Annotated in this window: 21 protein-coding genes; 11 read left to right on the top strand and 10 right to left on the bottom strand. The window is 52.6% G+C overall.

Going from position 1 to position 24,846, the window contains the following annotated elements; translation table 11 throughout:
* Positions 1–47 precede the first annotated feature (47 nt).
* Together Q0V70_RS06735 and Q0V70_RS06730 are read left to right on the top strand one after the other, a co-directional pair.
* Positions 48–476, top strand: coding sequence for a hypothetical protein (locus tag Q0V70_RS06735; protein WP_297589927.1), 429 nt, complete (start codon positions 48–50; stop codon positions 474–476).
* A 10-nt stretch (positions 477–486) separates the two neighbouring features.
* Complete coding sequence (locus tag Q0V70_RS06730) at positions 487–1,329, top strand: DNA-processing protein DprA (RefSeq protein WP_297589925.1); 843 nt, start codon at positions 487–489, stop codon at positions 1,327–1,329.
* A 271-nt stretch (positions 1,330–1,600) separates the two neighbouring features.
* Here the strand turns inward: Q0V70_RS06730 and Q0V70_RS06725 are convergent, their stop codons facing one another.
* From Q0V70_RS06725 to Q0V70_RS06715, 3 genes are read right to left on the bottom strand one after another with little or no spacing between them, the layout of a single operon-like run.
* Entirely contained in the window at positions 1,601–2,320 is a 720-nt protein-coding gene (locus tag Q0V70_RS06725) for a toxin-antitoxin system YwqK family antitoxin (RefSeq protein ID WP_297589923.1), read from the bottom strand.
* A gap of 25 nt (positions 2,321–2,345) precedes the next feature.
* Positions 2,346–3,563 (bottom strand): toxin-antitoxin system YwqK family antitoxin, encoded by a 1,218-nt coding sequence (locus Q0V70_RS06720; RefSeq protein ID WP_297589920.1) that lies wholly within the window; start codon positions 3,561–3,563, stop codon positions 2,346–2,348.
* Between the two features lie 36 nt (positions 3,564–3,599).
* Positions 3,600–3,986: a toxin-antitoxin system YwqK family antitoxin gene (locus tag Q0V70_RS06715; RefSeq protein ID WP_297589918.1), complete on the bottom strand. Its 387-nt coding sequence runs from the start codon at positions 3,984–3,986 to the stop codon at positions 3,600–3,602.
* A gap of 455 nt (positions 3,987–4,441) precedes the next feature.
* Here Q0V70_RS06715 and Q0V70_RS06710 point away from each other — a divergent pair, with 455 nt between their 5' ends.
* From Q0V70_RS06710 to Q0V70_RS06690, 5 genes are read left to right on the top strand one after another with little or no spacing between them, the layout of a single operon-like run.
* The gene (locus tag Q0V70_RS06710; RefSeq protein ID WP_297589916.1) at positions 4,442–4,885 is read left to right on the top strand and encodes a hypothetical protein; all 444 of its coding nucleotides are present in this window, start codon (positions 4,442–4,444) and stop codon (positions 4,883–4,885) included.
* On the top strand, positions 4,882–6,015 hold the full coding sequence (locus tag Q0V70_RS06705) for a DNA cytosine methyltransferase (protein ID WP_297589914.1): 1,134 nt from the start codon (positions 4,882–4,884) through the stop codon (positions 6,013–6,015). The genes Q0V70_RS06710 and Q0V70_RS06705 overlap by 4 nt, the downstream gene beginning before the upstream one ends.
* Positions 6,016–6,039: 24 nt before the next feature.
* The gene (locus Q0V70_RS06700) at positions 6,040–10,071 is read left to right on the top strand and encodes a DNA polymerase III subunit alpha (protein WP_297589912.1); all 4,032 of its coding nucleotides are present in this window, start codon (positions 6,040–6,042) and stop codon (positions 10,069–10,071) included.
* 53 nt (positions 10,072–10,124) lie between these two features.
* Complete coding sequence (locus Q0V70_RS06695; RefSeq protein ID WP_297589910.1) at positions 10,125–10,514, top strand: hypothetical protein; 390 nt, start codon at positions 10,125–10,127, stop codon at positions 10,512–10,514.
* Positions 10,511–11,473, top strand: a complete 963-nt coding sequence (locus Q0V70_RS06690) for a DNA methyltransferase (protein ID WP_297589908.1) — start codon at positions 10,511–10,513, stop codon at positions 11,471–11,473. Before Q0V70_RS06695 ends, Q0V70_RS06690 begins: the two co-directional genes overlap by 4 nt.
* A 187-nt stretch (positions 11,474–11,660) precedes the next feature.
* Here Q0V70_RS06690 and Q0V70_RS06685 read toward each other — a convergent pair whose 3' ends face one another.
* From Q0V70_RS06685 to Q0V70_RS06665, 5 genes are all read right to left on the bottom strand, one after another.
* Entirely contained in the window at positions 11,661–12,764 is a 1,104-nt protein-coding gene (locus Q0V70_RS06685; protein WP_297589905.1) for a tyrosine-type recombinase/integrase, read from the bottom strand.
* 113 nt (positions 12,765–12,877) lie between these two features.
* The gene (locus tag Q0V70_RS06680; RefSeq protein ID WP_297589902.1) at positions 12,878–13,066 is read right to left on the bottom strand and encodes an AlpA family transcriptional regulator; all 189 of its coding nucleotides are present in this window, start codon (positions 13,064–13,066) and stop codon (positions 12,878–12,880) included.
* Positions 13,056–13,850: an FtsK/SpoIIIE domain-containing protein gene (locus Q0V70_RS06675; protein ID WP_297589899.1), complete on the bottom strand. Its 795-nt coding sequence runs from the start codon at positions 13,848–13,850 to the stop codon at positions 13,056–13,058. The genes Q0V70_RS06680 and Q0V70_RS06675 overlap by 11 nt, the downstream gene beginning before the upstream one ends.
* On the bottom strand, positions 13,847–14,386 hold the full coding sequence (locus Q0V70_RS06670; protein ID WP_297589896.1) for a hypothetical protein: 540 nt from the start codon (positions 14,384–14,386) through the stop codon (positions 13,847–13,849). Before Q0V70_RS06670 ends, Q0V70_RS06675 begins: the two co-directional genes overlap by 4 nt.
* Positions 14,383–14,760, bottom strand: coding sequence for a hypothetical protein (locus Q0V70_RS06665; protein WP_297589893.1), 378 nt, complete (start codon positions 14,758–14,760; stop codon positions 14,383–14,385). The genes Q0V70_RS06670 and Q0V70_RS06665 overlap by 4 nt, the downstream gene beginning before the upstream one ends.
* Before the next feature lie 300 nt (positions 14,761–15,060).
* On the opposite strand from Q0V70_RS06665, the gene Q0V70_RS06660 reads away from it, so the two are divergent.
* The 3 genes from Q0V70_RS06660 (at position 15,061) to Q0V70_RS06650 (ending at position 19,376) form a co-directional block, all read left to right on the top strand.
* Complete coding sequence (locus Q0V70_RS06660) at positions 15,061–16,812, top strand: cell wall-binding repeat-containing protein (RefSeq protein WP_297589890.1); 1,752 nt, start codon at positions 15,061–15,063, stop codon at positions 16,810–16,812.
* 108 nt (positions 16,813–16,920) lie between these two features.
* On the top strand, positions 16,921–18,075 hold the full coding sequence (locus Q0V70_RS06655; RefSeq protein WP_297589887.1) for a cell wall-binding repeat-containing protein: 1,155 nt from the start codon (positions 16,921–16,923) through the stop codon (positions 18,073–18,075).
* 11 nt (positions 18,076–18,086) lie between these two features.
* Positions 18,087–19,376, top strand: coding sequence for a hypothetical protein (locus tag Q0V70_RS06650; RefSeq protein WP_297589885.1), 1,290 nt, complete (start codon positions 18,087–18,089; stop codon positions 19,374–19,376).
* A gap of 8 nt (positions 19,377–19,384) precedes the next feature.
* On the opposite strand, the gene Q0V70_RS06645 is transcribed toward Q0V70_RS06650, so the two are convergent.
* Both Q0V70_RS06645 and Q0V70_RS06640 read right to left on the bottom strand, forming a co-directional pair.
* On the bottom strand, positions 19,385–20,851 hold the full coding sequence (locus tag Q0V70_RS06645) for a hypothetical protein (protein ID WP_297589882.1): 1,467 nt from the start codon (positions 20,849–20,851) through the stop codon (positions 19,385–19,387).
* A 1,048-nt stretch (positions 20,852–21,899) separates the two neighbouring features.
* Positions 21,900–23,174 carry an ATP-binding protein gene (locus Q0V70_RS06640; protein ID WP_297589879.1) on the bottom strand — a complete coding sequence of 425 codons (1,275 nt, stop codon included), beginning with the start codon at positions 23,172–23,174 and terminating at the stop codon, positions 21,900–21,902.
* A gap of 327 nt (positions 23,175–23,501) precedes the next feature.
* Between Q0V70_RS06640 and Q0V70_RS06635 the strand changes: the two genes are divergently transcribed.
* A protein-coding gene (locus tag Q0V70_RS06635; RefSeq protein ID WP_297589876.1) for an IS3 family transposase occupies positions 23,502–24,724 on the top strand; the annotation gives its coding sequence in 2 pieces (ribosomal slippage) (positions 23,502–23,790 and positions 23,790–24,724; 1,224 coding nt in all).
* Positions 24,725–24,846 lie beyond the last annotated feature (122 nt).

Genomic DNA, 24,846 nt, shown 5'->3' with positions numbered 1-24,846 from the left:
AACGGCAAACACCTAGGCAGGCTAGTCTTGACAGGGCTATCGAAGGGATGCGTATCCTTTCCAACACGCTACGTTTAGCCACGCAACAATTGGCTGAAGAGGGTGTTGCTATACCTGAGCGGCTGCCTTTCCCGGAGCGTTTCGCTATGCGGAACTGTTGCCGCCAAATTTTGGCAGCGTCAGGATTAAACGTTGGTGCGTCTAGGCGTGAAACCCGCCGATGGGTAGACACCTCATATGAGGCCATGTATTGGCTCCTCACGGTTGTAGAAATGGTGTCTGTTAGTAGGCTGAAAACCTGTCGTGGGGAGTCTTTCGAAACCAGATTCGGTTTCCCTTCCCCGCTCGTGTTCTTGGAAAAGGCGAAAACTTGCGAGTGGGGGGAGTATGTTGATTGGGCGCAGGACATGTCGCGTTTGATTGTGGGTAGTGTTGTGGCACAGGTTGACGTGTTGCACGACCAGCTAGACCAGTAAGGCGACACCAGTGGATAACGGTAGCGAACTGGTGGCTTTGGTTGCTCTACTGCGATATGGGCAGCATAGTCAGTCTTGGGTACGGCAGCAGGCCACTACTGCCATGCCCACCCAGATTATTCGCGACGACCCCAAAGCCGCCACACACCTCGACTGTGCCGTGTCCGATATAGGAACCTGGCAAACAGGCGGGACAACCGTCCTGCCCTGGTTCGATGCTAAATATCCTGCCCGGCTGCGAAAAACCCGCACTTTCCCGCTAATACTGTTTACGCGCGGCAAAATAGTCCCCGACGACCTAGGGGTGTGCATAATCGGGTCACGTGATGCTAGCACACAAGATTTGGAAGTTGCGCGCCTAATCACCCGACGGCTCGCCGCTGAACGCCTAACCGTGGTTAGCGGCCTAGCCAGGGGTGTAGACCGTGCTGCGCATAGGGAGGCGTTGACGGTGAGGGGACGCACCGTGGCGGTTGTAGGCAACGGTGTTGACTATTATTATCCTCCCGAAAATGTGAGGCTGCAGGAAACTATAGAGGCTCGGGGGCTTGTGGTGTCCCAGTTTTGGCCTGGCGCTAAACCGTCCCGTAGCTCGTTCCCGACACGCAACATCACCATGAACGGTTACGGAGCAGGCAACATTATCGTGTGCGCCAGCGAAAGCTCAGGCACTAGGCACCAGGCGAAGGCCGCGATGGTAGAGGCGCGTCCGGTGGTGTTGATGCGCCCTGTTTACGAAACAACCAGTTGGGGGCGTGAACTTGCCGACCGCAACCGGCTAGTAAAAGTTGCTGACACTGCTGGTCAGGCGGTGGATAGCCTACTCACTATATTGGATGGTCCCGTGTTTTGATTTTTCCCTCACACGGTTTGGGTGTTCGGGGAAACTAGGGGCTGGAAAACGAGAAACACACAGCCTCGGAAAACAAAAAACCTCACTAAATAGGTAGAGTGCGAAGAGTGTCGGGATACAGGCCGACGATTTACGCGACTGGCTAGACCAATAAGAACAAAAGCGATATTTGTGGATAGCGGTAGCGAACTGACAGTTTTGGTTGCCCTGCTGCGGTTTTCGGGGCGTGGTCGTTAAAGCGAGAATCCCCCGGATTCATCCGTAGGGAGTGTTAATGTTTTTGTGTGTCGGCCGGGATGATTTGTTCCCCGTTCTGCCAATATTCTTCGCGCTTGATGGTGCCGTTGGGGTTGTAGGATATGTAGGCTGGGCCGTCTTCGCGGTGTTCTTCCCTGTTCTTGTACCATATTTCTTCTTTGACTGTGCCGTCCTCGAAGTAGGTTGTGTAGGCTGGTCCGTCATCACGATGGTACTTCCCGTTTCTGCACCAGTTTTCGTGTCGCAGTGTCCCATTCTCGTAGTAAAGGATTTGGGCGGGGCCATCGTCACGGTGGCACCCTCCACTTTGCCACCATTCTTCACGTTCGATGTTTCCGTCTTCGTAATATCTGATACTGGCTGGACCATCCTCGCGATGTAGGTGTCCGTTTTGACACCATTCTTCGTATCCGATGTTTCCGTCTTCGTAATAGTCTATCCAGGCTGGACCGTCGATACGGTGGCGTTGGTCATCTTGCCACCATTCTTCGTGTTTGATAGTTCCGTCTGGCCGGTATTCGATGCGTGCGGGGCCGTCTGTCCGGCCTAGGTCACCGTTGCTGTCGCGCCATAGTTCGAGTTTTGGGTTGCCATTGGGGTAGTAGCTTATGATACTGGGTTGCTCGCCTGTCTCCAAGTCGTTTGGGGCGGCTGTGTGGGTTTCTGGGGCGAACTGTCCGCCTTTGCTGGTGCCTTTGGGTTGGCGGTTGCGGTTGTTGATATTGGTGGCCATTTGGGGGCTCCTTTTCTGAGGGTGGTTAGTTTTTGGGTGGGGTGATTTTTTCTCCGTGTTGCCACCATTGCTCGGATTCGACGGAGCCGTCAGGGTTGTAGTCTATGCTGGCTGGCCCGTCGGTGCGGTGTTCTAGCCCGTCCTGATACCATTCTTCAGATTCGATACTTCCGTCTGGGCGGTAGTAGATGAAGGCGGGGCCATCATCGCGGTGCAGATCCCCATGCTGGTACCATTCTTCGGATTCGATAGCACCATCTTTCCGGTAGGTTGTACAGGCTGGGGCGCCTGTCCGATGTGTTAGTCCGTTTTGGCACCATTGTTCGGACTTGGTGGCTCCGTTTGGCCAATAATAAGTGGAGGCGGGTGCGTTGGTTCGGTGGAGGTAGCCGTGCTGGTACCACGATGTGTGGCTAATTTTTCCGTCCGGCTCATATTCGATGTAGGCGGGTTTATTGTTGCGGTGTCGGCGTCCGTCTAGCCGCCACTGTTCGGTTCCGATACTACCGTTTGGGTGATAGTAGGTGGCGGCCGGACCGTCGTCACGGTGGGGGTCCCCGTTTTTCCACCAGGCTTCAAATTCGGTGCTGTCGTTTTTACGGTAATGGATGATGGCTGGACCGTCGCTACGGTGTATTTTTCCACGCTGATACCAAGATTCTTCACTGATGGTGCCGTCTGTCCTGTAGCGGATGAGGGCGGGTTTGTCTGTACGGTGCAGGTGCCCGTTTTGTCGCCATTGTTCGACTTCGACTGTCCCGTCTGGGTCATATCCGACGTATGCGGGGCCGTCGGTACGATGGAGCTTCCCGTTGCGGCACCATTCTTCTTTTTTGATTGTTCCGTTTTCGTAGTAGTTGGTGAGGGCGGGACCGTCTGTACGGTCGAGTTCCCCGTTTTGCCAGTATTCTTCGGACATGGGGCTGCCGTCGTTGTAATAGGCGGTGGTGGCTGGCCCGTCGGTACGGTGGCGGTGTCCGTTTTGCCACCATTCTTCGGCTTTAACGGTTCCGTCGTGGTTGTAGTGGATTTGTGCGGGGGCGTTGTCGCGGTGGAGTTCCCCGTTTTTGTTGTGCCATTGTTCGGTTTCGACGTACCATTCCGGGGCGTGAATAACAGTGCTAGGCGTGTCGCTACTATTGTCTAAATCGTGGGGGGCTGTGGTGTGTTGTTCTGGCGCGAACTGGTCGCCTTTGCTGGTGCCTTTGGGTTGACGGCTACGGTTAGTAGTGTTGGTGACCATGACGGGGGCTCCTTTTTTGATGTTTTTCTGTATCGGTCACCGTGTGGGGGCTGGCTTTTGGGGTGGGGTGATTTCTTCCCCGTTCTGCCACCAGGTTTCGGTTTTGATGTTGCCGTCTGGGTTGTAGTACACCCAGGCTGGCCCGTCTGTACGGTGGCGTCTACCATTCTGCCACCATTGTTTTTCTGATACTGTGCCGTTGAGGTTGTATGTGATGCTGGCGGGGTCGCCTTCCCGGTGGAGTTTTCCATTTTCGCACCAGTCTTCGTGTCGTAGTGTCCCGTTCCCGTAGTAGATGGTGCGAGCGGGGCCGCCTTCCCGGTGGAGTTTCCCGTTTTTGTTGCGCCATTCTTCGAGCAGTGGGCTACCGTTAGGGTAATATTCCACGACACTAGGGGGCTTGCTATTGTTGCTGTCGGCCATTTTGGGACTCCTTTTTGTTCTATGATAGTCACCGTGTGGGGCTTTATTGTCGTCCGCCTTATACTCCACGAATAAATCCTAGGGTCTCACGCCGACCAACTACCTCCCCTACAAGGGGTGGGGCATCCTCACGCAGAGATTGTGGTGGTTGCTGATAATGCTGGTCAGGCTGTGGATAGTTTGCTCACTATGTTGGATGGGCCAGTGTTTTGATTTTTCCCCCACACGGTGTTGGGTGTGAACAAAAAGGGACGGATCCTTTTCATCCAACCGTTTCTTTTTGTTCACACGCCCCTGGCCGGAAAAGAAAAAAGGGGATCCTGTTTTTTGAGAGGTTGTAGAAACTTCATACTACTAGGGGCGCCTGTCCCCGCCAATCACCAAAAAAGCAGCCCTTTTTCTTTTCCGGCCAGACCAAAAGCAGTCATCCCAAACCGGTAGGAGGAGGGGAAAACGTGCAGGTCGGGAAAACCGTCGCGAAGATTATTTCAAGAATCCTTATCGGTATCGGATTCATACTGGCTGCTGGGGCTGCAACTTTTTCTGCCACCCCATTCTTGCCGTCCATTGTCACGGAAGAGGCCCTATTGTTGTCGTTCATGTTTACGACTGGGGGGACGCTTGCGGGGCATCTGGTTTTCGGAAACCCGGCCCGGGTGTGGTCCCGGATTATGGTGGTGCAGTTCACGGCGGGAGTGTTCGCGATTACTGGCACCTATTTGGGCTATTTTGGGTTGAATCCTGTCCCGGTGCAGGTGGCTTACGGGGTGTTGTATGTGCTTGTGGGGGTTGTGTTGCCGACGGTGTGGGTGTTGGGGGAAAACCGGGGTTGGAAAACGAGAAACATCCGGTCTCGGAAAATGAAACATGACCCGGCCTCGAAGGGTGCGAAGAAATGACTAACCTCACGTTGGGGTCCCTTTTTGATGGTTCGGGCGCGTTTCCCCTCGCCGCCAAAAATGTAGGCATCACCCCGTTGTGGGCGTCAGAAATCGAGCCCCTACCGATATTAGTCACCAGCGTTCACCTTCCTGAAGTGGAGCATTTGGGCAATATTTTTGACCTTGATGGTGCTGCTGTTCCGCCGGTAGATGTGATTACCGGGGGTTCCCCGTGCCAAAACCTGTCTGTTGCGGGGAGACGGGGCGGCCTCGAAGGAGACAAATCTTCACTATTTTTTCAACAAATCCGGGTCACTAAAGAAGTGAGGGAACACACTAATGGACTCCAGCCAAGATACGAGATTTGGGAGAATGTTACCGGTGCCTTGTCCTCCAACCAAGGCAGAGACTTCCAGCAAGTTTTGCAGTCCTTTATCAGCGTCAAGGCCCCTGGAGTGCATGTTCCTCAACCTCCGGGATGGAAGTGGGACCCTGTGGGGTACATTTTGGGAGAAGACTTCTCGATTGCCTGGCGTACCGTGGACTCCAAATTTTGGGGTGTGCCCCAATCCCGCAATCGAATCTTCCTTGTCTGTGATTTTGACGGACACGACGCGGGAAAAATACTTTTTGACCCCAGCCGAATGCCGGTTCTGGCAGAAAATGACCCGCAAGGCTCCAGCCGGGTTTATGCAGGCGCTCCAAGCAGGCATGAAGCCTACCGAACCGTCGGGACAAGCGCCCGCCAGACTGTGAAAGCCACAACCGTGGCTAACATCGTCACCACCAAACCGGATATTTCCCCCTGCACTTTCATAAAACCCGCCGGACAGTCGAGGTTGCGCTATTTTACCGAGGTCGAGTTGTCTAGGTTGCAAGGGTTCCCGGACTGTTGGGTGGACGGCCTCACAATCACAGACCCGACACCAGTGCAGGTTGCGTATTGGACACAAATATGGAACCAATGGCGGGCCGCCACAGGGAATCCCACGGCACAGACCAAGGCCAAAACCAGACGATGGCTTGCCCAAACAGACCGCTACATAGGGTTACACAAAATGTGGGGCAACGGAATAACCCTACCCATCGTGCAGTGGATACTCGGAAACCTCCAACACTACCACCAAAAAACCGCCCCAAATAAGTAGCCCTGCCCCCACACGGTGAACCCCATGTCAGGATACACACACCTCCATGTACATATGGAAACCTCATACATGGACGGACACACCCGCATCTCTGAGGGCGTGAAAAAAGCAAAAACTATGGGGCAAACCGCCCTAGCCCTAACCGACCACGGCAACCTATCCGGCATCTGGAAATTCGTACAAACCTGCCAGGCAGAAGACGTCAAACCGATACCAGGAATGGAAGCCTACCTCGCGATCGGTGACAGGCACGAAAAAAACACGATCCGTATCCCCGGCGACGACGGACTACTGCACGAAAAACGCTACGAACACCTCACTTTGTTAGCCACCACTCATGAAGGCTGGCTAAACCTCATAAAAATACATGACGAAGCCCAAAACTGTTTCTATATCAAACCCCGCATCGACTACAGTCTCCTCGAACAGTATCATGAAGGAATAGTGTGTCTAACCGGCTGTTTGGCTGGGCCGGTCATGGGGCCGTTAGCAGCATCCATACAGTCCGAGACTCAGGCCGACCGGCTAATGGAACTTATCGTCGAGGCATACGAGCATGAGAACGAGACCGGCACTATCCTCGACCAGCAGGTTCAACAGTGGCGGGAAACCCTCAAACTGGCTGACGACCTACCTACCGAACAGGTGGTGGGTCAGGCGCAAGAACATTACCGCACCAAGGGGGAAAACAGCCCGGCCAGTCTTATAGAGGCTTGGGACGCAGAACAGAAAGCCCTACAACAAATCTTCACGATAGAAGCACGCACACCCCAAAAACTCCAAGCCCAGGCGGAACAAAACCTCACCAGGCTTGTAAACATTTTCGGCACCGACCGTGTGTTTGTCGAAATCATGGAACACGGTATTGCGAAAGAACAAGCCGCCCTCCCGTTAGCGGTCAGTTTGGCTAACCGTCTGGGGGTGAAATGTGTAGCCACCAACGACCCCCATTACTGTAATGCTGAAGATGCTGATTCGCATGATGCTTGGATAGCGCTCACTACCGCTAAAGCGGGGCAAGCCAACCTGGACAACCCCGACCGGTTCCGGTTCGACGGGGAAGGCTACTGGTTGAAAACCGAGGAAGAAATGCGCGCCCTGCATAGTGAGGACTGGTGGCAGGAGGCTTGCACAAACACTATGACGGTTGCCGACATGGTGGAAGACAATATTTTGGGTGAAACCAGGCTACATTTGCCGGTGTTTCCCGTACCGGAAGGCTACACCCCCAACAGTTACCTCAAAGAACTGGTACGGCAAGGTGTAGCCAAAAAATATGGGGAGGCCCCCAGTCAGGATGTGAAAGATAGGGTGAATCGGGAGTATCGGGTGATTAAACAGCTCGGCCTGTCTTCATATTTCCTGATTGTGCAAGACTTTATCGGTTGGGCTAGGAGCGACTATACGCCCCAAGACTGGATAACCTACCGCAACCACGGCACCCTACCCGATGACCGTGAACGTAAGGAGCCGATTACGATAGGGCCGGCACGCGGCTCGGCAGGCGGCTCAATCGTCGCCTACGTCCTGGACATTACCCGAATAGACCCGCTACGCCACCATCTACTGTTTGAACGGTTCCTTGACCCTACCCGTGTAGGTATGCCCGATATTGATGTGGATGTGGAACAGTCTAGGCTGCCGGAGGCGCACGCTTTTCACCGTATCCGTTGGGGCGAAAACCGGGTAGCCCGCATAGGCTCCCTATCCACCATGAAACCCAGGGCCTGTATCAAGGACGCGGCAAGACTACTAAACATTCCTGAAGTTGCAGCTAACCGGTTGAACCGGACTATCCCCCAGGTGGAACACAAATGGCCTAAACTCACCGACCTAACCGACCCGTCCAACCCGGCAGGAGTCGACTTCCGTAAACAGCTCTTAGGGTTGGGTAAAGATAAGGCCGACCAGCTGATACGGATAGCAGCATCGTTCGACGGCCTGGCTAGGGGGGAGGGTATTCATGCGTCTGGGCTACTGATTTGTGACACGGACCTGGATCAGATTGTGCCAACAAGGGTGAACCGGGACGATCCTGACTCGCCGCGTATCACGGTGTGGGATGGGCGAGAATGCGACGCCGCCGGCCTGTTGAAACTCGACCTGTTGGGGTTGCGTAACCTTGACGTAATGTCTTTAGCGGTGAAAAACATTGAGGATACTACCGGTGAGACGGTGGTGTTTCCTGACCCGGACGATGATACGGAACGTAACCGGAATACTTGGCGCATGTTGTCGGAGGGGAAAACTGCGGGAGTGTTCCAGCTCGAATCCAAGCTCGGTGAAACGTTGACGATGGATGTGGGGCCAAGAGGATGGGCGGATTTGACGGCTATTAACGCGTTGAACCGTCCCGGCCCGTTGTCGGCGGGGATTGACCAAAAGTTTGCTGCACGCCGTAACGGGCGCGAAAAAGTCGACTACACGTATTTGACCGATAACCCGGTGGAGGTTGAACATATTTCGCGGATTCTTGACCCGACTTTGGGGCTAATGCCGTATCAGGAGTCTGCCATGTTGATTGGTCAGGTGGTGGCTGGTTTTGGGGCGGGGAACACTAACCGTTTGCGGAAAGCGATTTCGAAGAAGAAGGTTGAGGAGTTCCCGATTTTGAAGGACCTGTTTATTGCCGGCGCGATCCGTGACAGGGATGATGACGGTAGCCCGAAGTTGGCCTATGGGGAGTCTACGGCCCGGAATTTGTGGGAGCAGATTGAGGGTTCGGCGGCGTATTCGTTTAACGCGTCGCATTCTGCCGCATATGCTCTGTTGTCTTTTCAGACCGCGTTTTTGAAGGCGAATTGGCCTGTGGAGTATGGGGCTGCCTTGTTGGCGGTGACGGAGAGGGCGGATAAGCGGCGTCCGATTATTGACGAGTTGGCGCGTGAGGGCATTTCGGTGGTTGCTCCTGATGTGAACCTGTCTGGTCGTGATGCGTCGCCTTCTCGGGGCCGTATTTTGTTGGGGTTGGGTGAGATTAAGGGTGTTGGTTTGGGGGTTGCGGAACAGATTGTGCAGGCTCGTGAAAAGTTGGGTGGCAGGTTTGGGTCATTGCGCCTGCTTGTGGCTGAGTCTGGTTTGACTACGTTGCAGGTGCAGGCGTTGGCTGAGGCTGGCGCGTTGGATGAGTATGGGTCGCGTCGCGGGATTTGTTTGGTTTGCCGCACGTTGAAACGTACCGGCCTGGAGGTTCCGGTGACGGAGTGGTCTGAGGTGGAGTGTTATGCGCGGCAGACTGCCCGTTTGCAGACTCCTACGGGGGTGAATCCGTTGGTGGGGTTGGCTGACGAGTTTAGGAAGTGGACTCGCTGGTGGAGGGGTGAGAATCCTGGGGGTGTGGGGTTGGTGAGTTTGTCTGAGGCTGAACGGGGTAAGAGTGGTGTGCGGGTGGATGTGCCTGGGGTGGTGACTAGGTGGGATGTGATTGCGAAGCCTCGGGGGGCGATTTGTTCTGCGACGTTGACTAATAGTGTGTCGAGTGTGGATGTTTGGGTGTGGTCGCGTGATTTGCCTGCCATGTTGGAGGTGGGGGTGCGGGTTGGTTCGGTGGTGCGTGCCCGTGTTGAGCCGAGGGTGCGTGTGGTTGAGGTGGAGGATCCGGATAGTGGGGAGGTTTCGGTTTCGTCTAAGTGTGAGTTGTCGATGTCGAGGGTGTGGGTGATGCCGACTGGTTTTGTTGGGGTCGAGTTGGGGGCGGCCCCTACGGGTTGGCTGGAGGACACTTTTGGGGGTGACGTGGTTGACGATGGCCGGGAGGATAGTGACGGTGAGGGGGGCACGGATACAGCCGAAGGTACGGGTGACGTGGTTGACCCGTATGCGGGTGCGCCGGATTGGGCTAAACCTAAACCAGGCGAAAACCTGACACCCCACGTTGAGACTCCCCCGGTAGAGGCTGAGGTGATAGACGTTTGGGGCAAAACCACCCCCACCCGCCCCGCACAATGGAACATCACCGACACCGACGCTACTAGCGCTAACGAGACGAAAGAGGAAACCGTCAACAAAAACAGTAGCGGCACAACCATGCAGAAACTTTGCTGGGCATGGGTCTAACCCCCGCACACAACAAAAACACAAGACGCCCAACCAGGGAAAGGAAAACGATCATGGGATTCGATCCGCGAAAACAAGACAGGCTGAATGACGGCAAGTTCGGGCATCGCAAATATGCGGCCCCACCACAAGACCTAGAGGGCACCGGAATAAAAATCACCGAAAACGTCAACACCATCGACGGCTACTACGACTGCTGCGTTGAGGACGAAACCGGCACCTACGGAGTCGAATACGAAGGCCCCGAAACCGAAACCCCATACCGCACCTATATTCTCGACCCCGAAACGAAAGAACCACTCGCATACACTGACTCAACCGAGCAGTGGCCCGAATTTTATAAGCGCGGCTGGACCAAAGCAGAACTATGGCAGGGGCATCGTGAAGCCTGGGGACTACCAACCGGCAAAGAGGCCGAGAAAAAGTTTTGGGGGGACGATTGAACCCCACTGAACTCGCGGAAGAACCCAAGGCTAAATCGGTTGTTGAGGAGGCACCCAAGGTCGATCCCAGAAATAAGTTGAATGACTTGACGGGTTCTGAGTGGATGCCTCTCACGAAGAGTTTTACCTATCAGAAAGGTCTCGGCACCAAGCATCCACATGCGCAAATCGAAAGGCAACACCCGGCACCATTCTCGTTCCAGGACATCTCGCAATTGATTTCATTCTTCACTAAAAAGGGAATGACGGTTCTTGACCCCTTTGGGGGTGTCGGTTCAACCGCGAAAGCTGCCGCGGTCATTGGTCGCAAAGCGATCAGTATTGAGCTGCAGAAGCAGTGGCACGACTTAGCGATCGAGAGACTTGAAGTTGAAGTTGCGGCAGGAGCAGCGTCAGAGCACCGGTTCATCAATCAGGACTCTCGTGAAGCCCTATGGGACCTTGAACCGGAGTGTGTAGATTTTGTAGTGACAAGTCCTCCCTATTGGTCAATCCTCAACAAGAGAGCGGATCACAAGGTCAAGAAGGAACGGTTGGCAAATGATTTAGCAACCAACTACTCAGATAGCGATCCGAAGGATTTAGCGAACGTTTCTGATTACGCAGAGTTCCTGGACGTTCTCGTTTCCGATTTCGTGTTGCCCTCGGCGCGCGCGCTTCGGACTGGCAAGTATCTTTGCATGGTTGTCTCAGATTTCAGGCATAAGTCGGAATTCGTTAGCTTTCACTCGGATCTTATTCAGAGACTTAATGGGGTGGAGGTGCCTGACGGCGGAAGAATCACTCTGCAAGGGGTTAAAGTTCTCCTGCAAAACCACAAGTCTCTTCTGCCATACGGCTATCCCTTCGCTTACGTGGAGAACATTCATCATCAGTACATTCTGATTTTTCGCAAGGTAACAAAAGTAACCGGCGGGGTCCCAAAGAATCGCAATTACAAACCCCCGAAAAGCCGTTGACCAAACTTGACCAAAAAATGGCTATACCAATGGCTATACCAACCACCCCCAAACCTGCCCCCAACAGCACACACAGAAACTAAATTCTTCGTTCGGGACGAAGAGGCCGCGGGTTCAAATCCCGCCACCCCGACTGTTTGTTTTCGCAGGTGGTAGCCTGCTTGATTTTGTGTTACATGATTGTGTTTCATACTTCGCGTACCCCGTGCGTACCCCCGTTTACTGCGCTGATGCTGGTGACGGGGCTGGGGCTGGTGGTGTTTTTTATGGCTTGGTTGAGGGTGGCTAGGGAGGTTTGGTCGGCTTTGGTTCCTAGCCAGTGGGTGTAGCGTGATGTGGTGGTGAGGTCGGCGTGTCCAGCCCAGGCTCTTACGGTGGCGAGGTCTATTCCAGCCGCGAGCCAGATACAGATGGCGGTGTGGCGTAGGTCGTGGATGGTGCGGCCTTGGGCGGTGTTATACCAGTCGAGGGAGTCAACGAAGCGGTGGCGGTGCATGGGTGGGAGGAGTGCGTCTGCGGGTTTCTTGTCTTGTTGGAGGGTCTTTATCCAGGGGATGAGTTCGTTGGCGAGGGGCACGAGGCGGGTTTTGTTTGATTTGGTGGTTTTGAGGTCTACTCCCTCGGGTTGGGCGCGTTGGACGGTTACGGCGGGGTAGGGGACATAGGAGACGTCTCCGACTCTTAGAGCACGGGCTTCTGACCAGCGCAGCCCGGTCAGGGCGAGGAATTTGGCTATTTTGGCGTTGGTGGGGTTGAGTTGGTGCCAGATTTCGTAGCGTTCGTTTACTTCTTCGATGCTCCAGGGGCGCATTTCGTGGGGCGGGTCTGTGCGGCGGGGGAGTTGCGCGGTGGATACGGGGTTGTTTTTCACGAGTCCTTGTCGCATTGCCCAGGCGAATACGGCTCTTAGCGAGTCCCGGTAGCGTTTCACGGAGGTCCATTTCAGGCCGGTTTTGGTAAGGGCGATAAAGGATTGCTCGATTTCCAGGGGCGAGATTTCGCTGATGGAACGACCTTTAAGCCACGGCGTAATCTTGTTGGCGTTGATGACGTCGGTGTTATAGGTGGTTTGCGCTACTTGATAGCGGCGTTGTTCAAGATATTCGGGGAGGTAGTATCCCAGGGTTTGTTTACCAGCTTTGAGGTCTACACCGCCGTCGAGGATGGCTTTTTGGCGTTCGACCCAGGCGGCGGCTTCACGGCGGGTATTGAAGGTTTTGGTTTTCAGGGTGAGGCGGCCTTGCTTGACTTTTCCACGCCAACGCCCGGAAGGGGTTTTCACTACTGCCATGTTTGCTCTCCTTGGTTATTTTTGCTGGTTGAAAAGAATGATGATGAACCTGTTCCTGTTTAGCAACCCCCGACCCTTCCCAGAGCCGGGGGTTGCTTGCAGGGGTTATTGAGTTATGCCCGGATTCCGGCGTATTGTTCTAAATCACACCGGCGGTACCGGCGGATTTTCGGGGTCAGGAACACGGGCTTGATAGGCGGGTTACTGGTTTTCGCCCACCGGCACAGGGTAGAGGGATGAACCCGCAGGAATTGCGCGGCCTCTCTCTCAGTGAGCAAGGCTGGAAGGCTATCAGACACCATTAGTGTTCCTCGCTATTCTTCTCAGACCTGTATAGGACAGGAAATCGCCTTTGAACATGGTTAGTCCCTGGTTCGGGGTCTCGATGAGTCCTTGACCGGGCTCGAACCCGCAAACCATGCCGGCTTGTGCCGGGTCTAAACCAGGATGGAGCATATTCACCCCGTCTATGTCCTGAGCGAACGTGAGTTTCACTGCTAGTTGGGAACGCAGAATCCCGGTCAGGATAGACGCGTCCCCACGTTGGGAACACACCACGAGACGGAAACCGACTTTCGCTCCTTCCAGGGCGAGGCGTTGAATCGCTGACTGGCAGCGTCCAGCTATCCTTTCCCCTGGCTTTGCCCCGCTAGCCTGGTCATGTCCTTTCAAGGCTTCCAACATTCCTGGATATTCCTCGAACACTACTAACACCAGTGGGCGAGAGAACGAGAAATCATCAAATTTGTCTAGCCCTAGAGCCAGTAAATCATCAATCCTCGCGTCCATCATTTCTACCAGGTCGGTTAATACCGTCAAACAGCGAGAAGCCTCACGAAGGGTCTGAACCCTCCACGAGTTCCCGCCGAGTTGTTGACCCAACGCGTTGAACACTATCCCGGAAGGGTCAACCCCCGCCACTATGACATCATCCCGACCAGCGAGCTGACCCAGAATCGTGTACAGCGCTACTGATTTCCCGGAACGAGTCCGTCCGGTAATCAACCAGTGATAAGCATCCGCTAAATCAGCCCTTACGTCCTTACCGTCAGGGTCACGACCTAGCAATAAAGGAATCTCACTCATGGAGGCTCACCCCCCCTAGTCCCAGCTAACGGGTCATCAAGGAATACCTTGACCATAGCCATTCCCGGCACACTGTCAGGAACAACTTCCACCCTAGACAAACACACCCGACCAGCCAGACGCGATTGTAACGCGGCAGGTAAGTTATCCAACACGGTTTTAATCTGGCTAGGAGTAAGCACTACCAACGCAGAAAAACCTTCCGGTAACACACGCTGTTCCCACCGTGGCACAGGCTCGTAAGGCGATAAATCCAGACAAGAACGCAAACAAGACTCGAACACTTGCGCAATCAAAGCGACTCGATACACGTTCTTATCCGCTTCTATCAACAAATCCGCCCGAGCAAGTCCCTCACGAGCAGCCGGAAAAGAGAAAAGCCATCCAGCTACCAGGCCTAGCCCCGTGATAGACACGAGTAGACCCAGCCAGCCGAACACGCTAAACGCGCCAGCAACGACACACAACCCTAACAGGGCAGTAATCTGCCAGCTATGCCTAGCCTCACAAACTATCCAGCTAACGAACTCGCTCATTTCAGGCTCTCGCTCTCATCATCGTCAAACAACGACAAATCAGTATCAGCAAGGAACTCGCTAACAAACAAAGTCGCGGACAACCCGAAATCACGAGCCGCTGATACCCTCAAACGGCCCTCACGGTAAAACCGTTTCTCACCCATACCAAGGTTCAACACTTCCTCATCAGGACACACAACCCTGACAGAACCAAGGTCTTGTCCATTGAAATCCACCGCAGCGTTAGTCCAATACAACTCCCGCCCTGCAGAATCCTTTTCTAACCTCCCGGTAGGCTCTCCATCAACATACTCCTTACGGCCCCTAGCACTACCAGACTCAAGGAATAACACAGAGCCATTACCAATAACTTCTAACTTAGTCATCGTCATAATATTCAATCCTTCCTCTTCCGTAACCACGGAAGAAAAGTTCTCCCGAACCACAACAGTCCAAGAGAAAAACTGTTACCAAGCGATTGCTTGACAACAAATAAAGAGCGGGAAACCGGAACGACAAAACCCCGCGCCCAAAAAACACCGCTACTAGTCTCTGTCTTATAAGTGACCAAGAGGTAACACTAAGAACCAGACCCAACAAACCGCCCCACCAGTAGCAAGTCCATGACAAAATAGAACCAATTTTCCCTATCAACACGGGAAAACCAGCACCAAAGAAAGGAGCACAAACACATGAAACGAAAAACAATAGCAACGCTAACCTGCCTAGCCCTCACCACCACCGGTGTCAGCATGGCCTACGCAGCCCCAGCCACTGACCGTATCGGCGGTATCGACCGTTATGATACGGCGGTACAGATAGCGGCTCGTACTTTCACGGGTCATCAGAACACGGTTTATATCGCCCGTGGTGACCTTCCTGTAGATGCCTTGGTGGCGGGTCAGCTTACCGATGGTCCGGTCTTGTTATCCCCTCTCGGTCAGGTAAATCCCCGCACATTGCAAGCCCTGAAGGGGTATTCCCCTAAAGAAATCATTTTCCTGGGCAAAGCCTTCCCCGCTTCTACTATCAACGCTTACCAAATTCCTGGTGCCCAGTCTTGGGTTATGGGCGGGAAAGACCGTCAGGAAACCTCGGCTTTGATAGCCGGACGGGCTTTCAATGGTAAGTCGTTGTATCACTTGTATGTGGCAGCCCCTGATGGGGTAGACGCGGTTGCTTCCGGCGCTTTGACCGATGCGCCTATCGTTTTGGCTTACCCTGACGGGCGTGTTCCCAGCGTGGCGGGTCTTCCTGCCGACACGGCACGGGTTTGTATCGGTGCAGCCTGTAACTATGTGTCTGCTAAGGAGCGTGTGCAGGGTAAAGACCGTTTCGAGACGGCTGAATTGTTAGCGAAGCGGGCTTTCCCTAACGGTTTCACAAGGGCGTATGTGGGGCGTTCGGATAACTTTATTGACGCCGTGGTCGGCGGTACTTTGACTGACGCCCCGATTCTTTTGGTACACCCCTCTGGGCATGGTAATGACCGTATCAACGCTTTGAACCTCGCCCACGTCACTTTCCTAGGCGGACCTGGAGCGTTACCCGATAACGTCCTTACCCTAAAACCTCAACCCAAACCTACCAACGGTCTCGGCTTACCTTGGGCAGGCAAAATCAACCCGCTTTTCGCCGGTACTGGAGCATTCCAGGGCTGGAATTTCAATGAATACACGGAAGTCTATGATTGGACTAGTGTAGCGGCGTTTTATGGTACATCACGTGATGTCCATAATGAAGAGGTGATTAACTTTTTACACAGTCAGGGGCTTAACCCAAGGGGTACGACTCTTATCCGAAATACCAACTACCGTGTAGACACAATTGTTTTCAATAAAGACTGGCGTTACACCGTTAATACGCCGTCTCCTGATGATTTGAGCGCTATGACTGTTCAGCAGCGTGCCTTGTACATTCAGGCGCATATTGATGAGTTTGAGGTAGCTTTGGAGAATGCTATTCAGAAGCGTTTACCTGAGTATCGTTTGAACCTTGACCGTAACCCTGAACTTATTGCCCAGTATCGGGAATGGGCTTCGGGTATGCCTCGTGACGAGCAAGGTATTAACGCTATTTCAGGGTATATGGAACATCTTTTTAATTTACCCCAGAATATTGTAACACAGGTTATGCCTTCTTATAAAGGGTCGAAAGTGTATGAGAGTATAAACTCTTATTATGGTCTGGATAACACAAGTGGACAAATGGATATAAACGATTTAGCTGATTATATGGCTGACAATTATTTCCAGTCCCATAGGCATTGGGAATGGGTGGAGAAAGCTGGTCGTTCAGGCAAGTCTTTCGCGTGTGGTGTTTCAGCAGTTACTACACATGGTCCATGGTTCCGTCCTGATACTAACGGTGTTATGATTGGGAAAGGTAGTCTTTTAACAGCGTGCGGTTCTTTTGATATGATTCGAGTTCCCGTAAGCGATTAAAATTTCATACCATATTACTCCCCTATCTCCCTATTCGGGTTGATAGGGGAGTTTTATTTATTTTTTTATTTGTTTGCTCATCACTATGTTCAAGATTGGAGTAAATGTATGAGTTATCTAAAGTACGTGGCTTCAGCTACGTTATTGTTGTCGTTAGCTGGTTTAGCGGGGGCGTCTCCTGCACTAGCTAACACCACGGATACCCCACAGGGTAACGCTACCGTTAAGCATTTAGGCAGTGACACTTTTGATGTGGCTCACTCGATAATGCCGGGATATTCCAAAGTTTACTTAGTTGACCGTTCGGAGGTAGCTAAGTCGGCTGCGGTAGGTAGCTTTCAAGATGGCGTCAAGCTGATAGTAGATTCTAAGAATTCTCAGTGGCAGCAAGTCGAGCCTTTGCAGCAGGTGATTGCGACCTCTGCAAAGACTGCCAAATTTTCGGCAGCCAAGGTTACGGGTCAGGTAGCTGCGGATACTGTTAGTGTAAACGATGCTATCTATCACGGTAAGCAACCTACTGGGAACGTGTACCTTACATCTACTCCGGTAGACACTCTGATTACCCAAGCTAATATCAAGGGTAGCCCAATTATTCAGATGAATTCTGATGGCACTATTCCGAAGAATTCGTACACCGAGTCGGCTACCAACTTGTATTGTGTGGGTGCTGCCTGCAATTACAAGTCAGTGCAAGCCCTTTCGGCGATTCCTTTGAAGGGACAGACTCGGTATCAGACCGCTTTGGACGTGGCTAAGCACGCCTATCCGCAAGGTTTTACCAGTTCTTACCTAGTCAAGGGTAATGACTTGGCGAGTTTGATGGAAGCGACCACTGTTTCAGGCAAGCCTGTCCTGCTTTACGACTCGACTCTGAAAGATTCCTCTTTCAAAGAACCACTTTCCCAGGTAACTTCGTTCGTTACTGTGGGTTCGCCTCAACACTTTGAAGAATCTCAAGTCCTGTCCATGAAAGAGGGCGGAACTTTCTCCAACTCTGACCTATTCGTAAAGGGTATTGACTCGTTAACTGGGTTTACCCTAGACCTTCCGCATACTGCTGAGGGTTCGGTCGGTTTTGACAACTATTCGTTGATGCGTGATGGCTGGGTTAATACGGGTCTGTTGCAGATTGGGTCTGATGGTAAAGCTACTTTGCTTTTCTGTGGCTCAGACGGATTTGGTAACTGCACCAAGACTGACGCTGACTGGGTACGTTCCATGTTAGCTAAACTGTCTATCCCAGTAACCGTGATTGGGTAGGAGTATTAATAATGACACAAACGATTTCTAAGAAACTCATTGCTCTTATTATTGCATTGTCTGTTGCCCTATCATCTGCTTTGATTGCGAGCGTAGCCATTGTCAATAACAAGTCCACGGCTAATGCCGGTAGCGTTATGATGACGCCTAAGATGCGTAAGGGATGGCACGGAACCACTTATCAATCTACTGATGGTTCGGTAGGTGCAGCGTATTGTTCACTGATGGATAGGCGATATGGTCCTGGTAACGGTACTAGCCCTTCAGCAGTTTCTTATACAGCACCGTCTCCTACTAACTCGATTTACTTAGAGCCGGACGGGACAGCACCCAAAACTGAATCTAATGCTGCCATTATTAAGCAAATCGGGTATATGATTGCTGCTTTCGGTTATGACCCGCCCGCTAGTGACCCTTATCGCGGTATCTTGGTAAAACAGGTTATTTCTAAGTTGACAAATACTCCGTGGCGTTACGCCGAAGGTGGTAATGTGGAGAGTTTGGCAAATATGGTAGCACACAACGCTAGGACTTGGGGTACTGTAAACCTTCAGATAAGTAAGCCTGTTCTTAAATGGAACGATGGTAAGGATAACGGTAAAGTTGGTCAGCTAGCCTCTCTGTCTAATATTGGTATTACCAATGAGCAGCACAATTTATGGTGGTCTTACAGTGATGGTATGTCTACTCATCCTCCGATGGTAAAGATTACTCTTACTGGTGACATAGCGGTTAATGCTCCAGGTCAACCCAAGGTTTGGAATATTCCCTATAATCAGAATTATAACCCCACAGCACCTATCGGGCTTATCCGTACTGGTACAGGTAAGTGGTCTTACAATATTGAGATTATTAACGTTCCTGATAATACTTTGCTACAGCAGTATCCTCAGAGTAGTAAATATCAGTATCAGAATCTGCTTTCCGGCAGACTCAAGACCCTTAAAGCTGATGGTTCAACCACTCCTCCGCCTCCTGATAAGCCTAAACCAGACGTTTCCCTGGAGTTTTCTTCTGACATTTCGTCTAAGATTATCGAGCCTGGTACTCCTTTCCACGACACTGGTCACGTTACCGCGAAGTCTAACGACCCTGCTGTGCCGGCTACTTGGCCTCAGCGTGAGTTTAGCTGGACGGATGCGGGTGGTGCTTCACATACTACGAAGGAGCCGGTGCCTTTCCGTATCAAGTTCCATCTTTGGGGACCTTTGCAGACTCCTATCCAGGAGGGGGCGAACCCTGGATTGAACAGGCTACCCCCGAGGCGTGATAACACCCCAGGGGTAGCCGTTTTCAGTTAGAAACGAGATTATTCCTTATCCCGTTTATCCCCAGACCTACCCGTCTGGTCAGTAGTTCCGTCTTGCTTACCGATGCGACGTTTAATGTCCTCGGTAGTCAAAACAGGCACGTTCGGGTTGACTTTACCGCTCGAACCATGCTGTTTCGATACATCTATCAGCCCCCCGCCTTGCACCATCTTGAACACAGCAGTAAATCGACGCCGGAAAGCCTGCCAACGACCATCGCTACTGTTTCCCAACCACGAGTACTGGGACTGGATGGGTTTGTTACTAATTACCCATACCTCTTGGTACTTCGCGTGCTTATTCCGGTACCGGGCATTCAACTCCGCAGGATACTTATCCAGGATAGACAAGGCAGTATCTATGGGCATACGGTTACTATCGAACTCGTCCAAGACCAGAACCCTTTGACCCTGATAATTATCGAACGGATGTTCGTAATCAGTAACCCTGAACATTTCCCGGGGAGAATACAACTCGTACATCAGCCGAGTCTTGCCTACCCCAGGCGCACCATACAAATAGTACACGTCACGGTCAACGAAGCTCGTCATATCATCCTGCTCCCGAATCTCAACAAAAATATTCAAAGCATTAATATAACGTGCCGCGTAAGGATACAACCGAATCACATCATTAGGTGACAAGCCAGAACGGATTAAATTAAAATACTTCTCAAGGTCATTACGCTCCCCTTGATTCTCCTTTAATTCAATCTTACCCCAACTGAAAGGACCAGCAATACGCGATTCAGTTTTCGTAACATAATCCACACAATTCCGTGGCTTAGAGTACATGGACGCGATATGAGCATTACCCAACAAGTTATGCAAAGTCGAGAAACGTATCTGGTTATGATTCTGAAGGAATAACTGGATATGCACCAAACCAGTATCTTCCCCAGACTCAACCTGCCAAACACCAGCATCATACCGACCCATCAAATCAAAGACTCTCGCTAAAGCGTCCTTGTGGGCACGAACAACGCCGATACCCTCGGCTTGTGTCCTGCGTATCTCATCCTGGTTCAGATAAGTAATCACAACCATCCACGCATACGACCTACTATCACGCCTACCCCGGCGAGACTTACCTGCTGCCCCATCACCGGAACAACCCGTTTCATCACCCCCTTCCGTGCTCTTACCAGGAGCCAAAGCATCCAAGTCCATGTTCATTACATACTCATAAACACTGGACTCAATTTTCTCCTGCCAAACCTGCAAATCTTCCCTGTCCAATGGCTGAACCAAAGACCGCGATTCCGCCAGACCCGCATCAGGAACCGCATCCACCGGGCCGACACCCGACACGTCCACGGCCCCTTCCACGGGCGCTACCTGGTCTCGGTCTCTGAAGTCCCCAGTAACACTAAAGGGGACTTCCCCGCCGGTCGGCCGCGCTTCGCGCGCCTCCCGACGGGAACCATCAGCGGTTTGATTGAACTTATTATCAAAGTACGAATTCATATCAATACTCCTGTTCTAATCTTGCGCTGATTTTTCTTTCAGCGCGGGCACTCATCTAAGTGCCTGTTTTCTATAGCTCCATATCCGGCCTTACAAACCCGTGACGATTTGCCCTCTTATCCATTCCACCCCTCTTAGATATCCAAACGATTCCCCTGGATATCTGTGTCATTTTCCTGGATACCCGTAAATAACCCTTGGATATCCGTCAACGTTCTTGGATATCAATTCTGCTATCCTTGGATATCCACCAAAACTACCTGGATATCCTTTCCAGCCCTTGGATATCCGATTCGACCCCTTGGATATCCGTCATACTTCCCTGGATATCCATTCCATTTCCCTGGATATCGGTAGATATTCCCTCCAACCCCTAAAACCACACTCACTCGCAGGTTAAGACCCACGCAAAACAGTCACCCACACCACACGAAAACACACCAACACAACCACCACTACCAACCTAACCCACAACAAAACGCGTACCCCCCGCGTACCCCCACAACGCAATACACACAAACCCCTGCAATAAACACCCAAATAAAACAAGCCAAACACACCATACAACACCAAAAAGAACCGTTCGGGACGAAGAGGCCGCGGGTTCAAATCCCGCCACCCCGACTCCGGTCAAGGTAAGCACCTTGACCGGTTTTGTTTTGCCCGCGAAGCGGGCTAGTTGCGCGACACAGCCGCGTCGCAAGCTTGCTTGCGTAAGCGAGCTGGGGCCGCGCAACGTAGCCGCGGACGCAGTCCGCGGCAAAACAAAACCGGAAAGGTATTTGCCGCTTCGGCTAAGGGGCATGCAATCGCGCAGCGATTGCGAATACCCCGACAGGGGGAACATAGCGAACCCCGACCCCGGGAGGGAGCGCAGCGAGCTCACGGATAGGGGTGTGAGCAAGAGCGCAGCGATTGCGAATACCCCGACAGGGGGAACATAGCGAACCCCGACCCCGGGAGGGAGCGCAGCGAGCTCACGGATAGGGGTGTGAGCAAGAGCGAATCCCAGCGGTTAATCTCTCGTACTTATGCAGGTATCTTAGCGTTACCCCAGCAAGGCGAGGGGGACGATGACGATGCCATCGGGGCGGCGGAATGCAAATTGTCCGGTGGTGATTACGATGCGCTCGACCAGCCGTTTTCCGAGTTGTTCGCCCAGCCAGTGCAGGTGCTTCAGGTCGTTTTCATTCACGGTGGTGGCTAGTTTGACCTCGAAAGCAATGACTTTCCCATCGTAGCGCTCCAAAATCAGGTCGATTTCGTGTTCCCCAGCGCGGGTGCGCAGGTGGTAGCATTTGGCTTCCGCGGCTTGTCCGGCCGCACGCACAGTTAAAGTAGCCAGTGCCTCAAAGAGCTGCCCGAAGGTTTCCATACTGCCGGGTTTGCCGCTGAGCAGTGTTTCGGGGGTGGTTCCCGTCAGGACAGCGGCGATACCGGGGTCGAACAGTTGATGCTTGGGCCCGAAAGTGAGTCGTTTCAGGGACGTGCCAGTTGGTGCCCAACCGGGTACTGGATCGAGAATCCACAGTTGGGTCAACAGCTCGCGAATATTCTGGGTGGTACTTTTCGCGGGTTTATCGGGTTCTCCAGGACTAGCGGCATCCAAGATGGCAGAGTAGCTGGCGGTGGTTGAGGACGCGGCTGCGTAAGCACTCATCCAGGCTCTAAGACTTTGGGGTTTACGCATCAACACGCCTTGTTCGGGGATGTCGTGGTCGATAATGCGCTGGATATAGCCATCTATCAAAATCCGTCGGGCGCGTGGGGAGGTGCGGAAAATCTGGGGCATCCCGGTCTCACAGATAGCTTTGGCATAATCCGTGAGTCCATAATTGGTTTCACCGGATATTTCCGCGTCGCCTGAGAACAAGCGGCTAATGAACACGCTGGGGCTGGTACTGGGACGCTCGGCCAGGCTCAAGGGGCGCAGTCGCAGAGAAGCGATACGTCCTGCTCCGCTGTGTGTGTCTACCCCGGAAACGGGCGTGGCGCTGCCAGTTAGCAGGAACCTGTTGGGTGTCTGTTGATCCACGAGACGGCGTACCGTGTCCCACACGGGTGGGTATTTCTGCCATTCATCTACGCAGGTTGTTGCGTATTTAGTGAGCTGGTTTACGGTATCGGCGGCGATGAGTTGTCCCACCTCAGGATTATCCAAAGCCAGTAAATGCTCCACCCACCGCTGTGCGGTTTCGGTTTTCCCCACGCCCTTGGCACCGTCAATCGCAACCGCGGGCAGCTGCGGAAATAATGCCCGTAGTTCTTCGTCTAAATACCGGGGTAGATAGTCCTCGGGAGCGCCAGGAATTTTCGTGAGCATACCGACATTTTATCAGTATATCGTTCGATTTGCCGGAAACTTATCGGTCGTTTTGCCGGAAACTTATCGGTCGTTTTGCCGAGCTGCCACCAAGTACTTTGCCGAGAGAGAGGTTTTAGTGGGGGCGACTCATCGCCCTCAGCTCCAGTCGCGCCCGACATCCGGCTCGGCTTGTGTTTGCTGCTAAAAGGTGAGATTTGGGGGGTAGCTGCCATTATTGGCAGCTACCCCCCAAATCTCCCTGTTTATCCGCGCCAGGGAATCTTACGGGCATGCATGAACGTGAAGTGTCCCAGTTTTTGTGCCTGTTTTTGAGGGGATAGAGACATGCCTAGGAAGTATTCGCAGGAGTTTAGGGATCGTGCTGTCGGGTTGGTGTTTGACCGGCTTCGGGATGATCCTGGTTCGAGAGCAGCGATTATTAGTGATACCGGGTTAAAGCTTGGTGTGAGTCGTGAATCATTGCGTCGCTGGGTTGTTCAAGCCGAGATAGACCAGGGAGAAAGACCTGGGGTTAGTCGGGAGGAATCTGCCGAGATAAGGCGGTTGCGTAAGGAAAACGCGGAGCTTAAACGTACTAACGAGATTTTGAAGCTCGCATCGGCTTTTTTCACGAAAGAGCTCGACCACCCCGGGATGAAATGATTGCGTTTATTGATGAGTATCGTGATTGTTTCTCGGTCGAGCGTATTTGCCGGGTTATGAGAGAACACACGGTTGGGGGCTTTATCACTTCGCGTGGTTACCGGGCGGCAAAGTCAAGAACTGTGTGTGCTAGGCGATTGAGAGATGCCGTGCTAGTAGAGGAAATCGTGAAGATTTTCGATGATAACTTCCGGGTTTACGGGATTCGTAAAATCTGGCGTGCTATGCGCCGGACTGGATGGGATATCGGGCAGGAACAAACTGGCAGATTGATGCGTCTGGCCGGGATTTGCGGAGCGTGTAGGGGACGCAGACCAGTTACTACCCGTCCTTCTAAGGCCCCTGGTGCACGCCCGAATCTAGTTAATCGCCAGTTTAGCGCAGATAGGCCTAACAGGTTGTGGGTAGCAGATATTACCTACGTTCGTACTCTTTCTGGTTTTGTTTATATAGCGTTCGTAACCGATGTGTATTCTCGAAAGATTGTGGGGTGGGCTACCCGGTCATCAATGAAAACCGAGGTACTGCCCCTGCAAGCACTCGAGCAGGCCATAGCCCTAGCAAGAGACAATCTTGCAGGCCTGGTGCATCATTGCGATCACGGTAGCCAGTACACCTCCATTGCCTATAACGACAAACTCACTGATTACGGTATAAAACCTTCTACCGGAACCGTGGGAGACACCTACGATAACGACCTGGCAGAGACCGTAAATGGTTTATATAAGACCGAACTGATCTATTCGCAAACCTGGGAAACCCTGTCCGAGGTCGAGTTCGCCACCATGAACTGGGTTTACTGGTGGAACAATACCCGCCTTCACGAATCCCTGAACTATTCCACCCCCGAGGAGGTGATAACCCGCTACAATCAAACCCATGCTAAACAACTAGCACCCACATAAGAAGCGGAACAAAACCCAGTACGCTTCAGTAACATTTCAGGGATTTCCTTAGTTTTTCCACCCCTGTACTTCACCATTGGCTTCATATGAGTGCTCACATTCCTCTCAGCAAAAGTATAGTC

This window comes from uncultured Mobiluncus sp., from assembly GCF_947087965.1.
In the GTDB taxonomy this organism is placed as follows: domain Bacteria; phylum Actinomycetota; class Actinomycetes; order Actinomycetales; family Actinomycetaceae; genus Mobiluncus.
This window is presented reverse-complemented; position numbering and strand designations above follow the sequence as displayed.

Excerpts from the sequence above, each read along its gene's own strand:
- Q0V70_RS06735 (WP_297589927.1), top strand. The coding sequence starts at position 48 with ATGCGTATCCTTTCCAACACGCTACGTTTAGCCACGCAACAATTGGCT.
- Q0V70_RS06725 (WP_297589923.1), bottom strand. The coding sequence starts at position 2,320 with ATGGCCACCAATATCAACAACCGCAACCGCCAACCCAAAGGCACCAGC.
- Q0V70_RS06720 (WP_297589920.1), bottom strand. The coding sequence starts at position 3,563 with ATGGTCACCAACACTACTAACCGTAGCCGTCAACCCAAAGGCACCAGC.
- Q0V70_RS06715 (WP_297589918.1), bottom strand. The coding sequence starts at position 3,986 with ATGGCCGACAGCAACAATAGCAAGCCCCCTAGTGTCGTGGAATATTAC.
- Q0V70_RS06705 (WP_297589914.1), top strand. The coding sequence starts at position 4,882 with ATGACTAACCTCACGTTGGGGTCCCTTTTTGATGGTTCGGGCGCGTTT.
- Q0V70_RS06700 (WP_297589912.1), top strand. The coding sequence starts at position 6,040 with ATGTCAGGATACACACACCTCCATGTACATATGGAAACCTCATACATG.
- Q0V70_RS06695 (WP_297589910.1), top strand. The coding sequence starts at position 10,125 with ATGGGATTCGATCCGCGAAAACAAGACAGGCTGAATGACGGCAAGTTC.
- Q0V70_RS06685 (WP_297589905.1), bottom strand. The coding sequence starts at position 12,764 with ATGGCAGTAGTGAAAACCCCTTCCGGGCGTTGGCGTGGAAAAGTCAAG.
- Q0V70_RS06680 (WP_297589902.1), bottom strand. The coding sequence starts at position 13,066 with ATGGTGTCTGATAGCCTTCCAGCCTTGCTCACTGAGAGAGAGGCCGCG.
- Q0V70_RS06675 (WP_297589899.1), bottom strand. The coding sequence starts at position 13,850 with ATGAGTGAGATTCCTTTATTGCTAGGTCGTGACCCTGACGGTAAGGAC.
- Q0V70_RS06670 (WP_297589896.1), bottom strand. The coding sequence starts at position 14,386 with ATGAGCGAGTTCGTTAGCTGGATAGTTTGTGAGGCTAGGCATAGCTGG.
- Q0V70_RS06665 (WP_297589893.1), bottom strand. The coding sequence starts at position 14,760 with ATGACGATGACTAAGTTAGAAGTTATTGGTAATGGCTCTGTGTTATTC.
- Q0V70_RS06660 (WP_297589890.1), top strand. The coding sequence starts at position 15,061 with ATGAAACGAAAAACAATAGCAACGCTAACCTGCCTAGCCCTCACCACC.
- Q0V70_RS06655 (WP_297589887.1), top strand. The coding sequence starts at position 16,921 with ATGAGTTATCTAAAGTACGTGGCTTCAGCTACGTTATTGTTGTCGTTA.
- Q0V70_RS06650 (WP_297589885.1), top strand. The coding sequence starts at position 18,087 with ATGACACAAACGATTTCTAAGAAACTCATTGCTCTTATTATTGCATTG.
- Q0V70_RS06645 (WP_297589882.1), bottom strand. The coding sequence starts at position 20,851 with ATGAATTCGTACTTTGATAATAAGTTCAATCAAACCGCTGATGGTTCC.
- Q0V70_RS06640 (WP_297589879.1), bottom strand. The coding sequence starts at position 23,174 with ATGCTCACGAAAATTCCTGGCGCTCCCGAGGACTATCTACCCCGGTAT.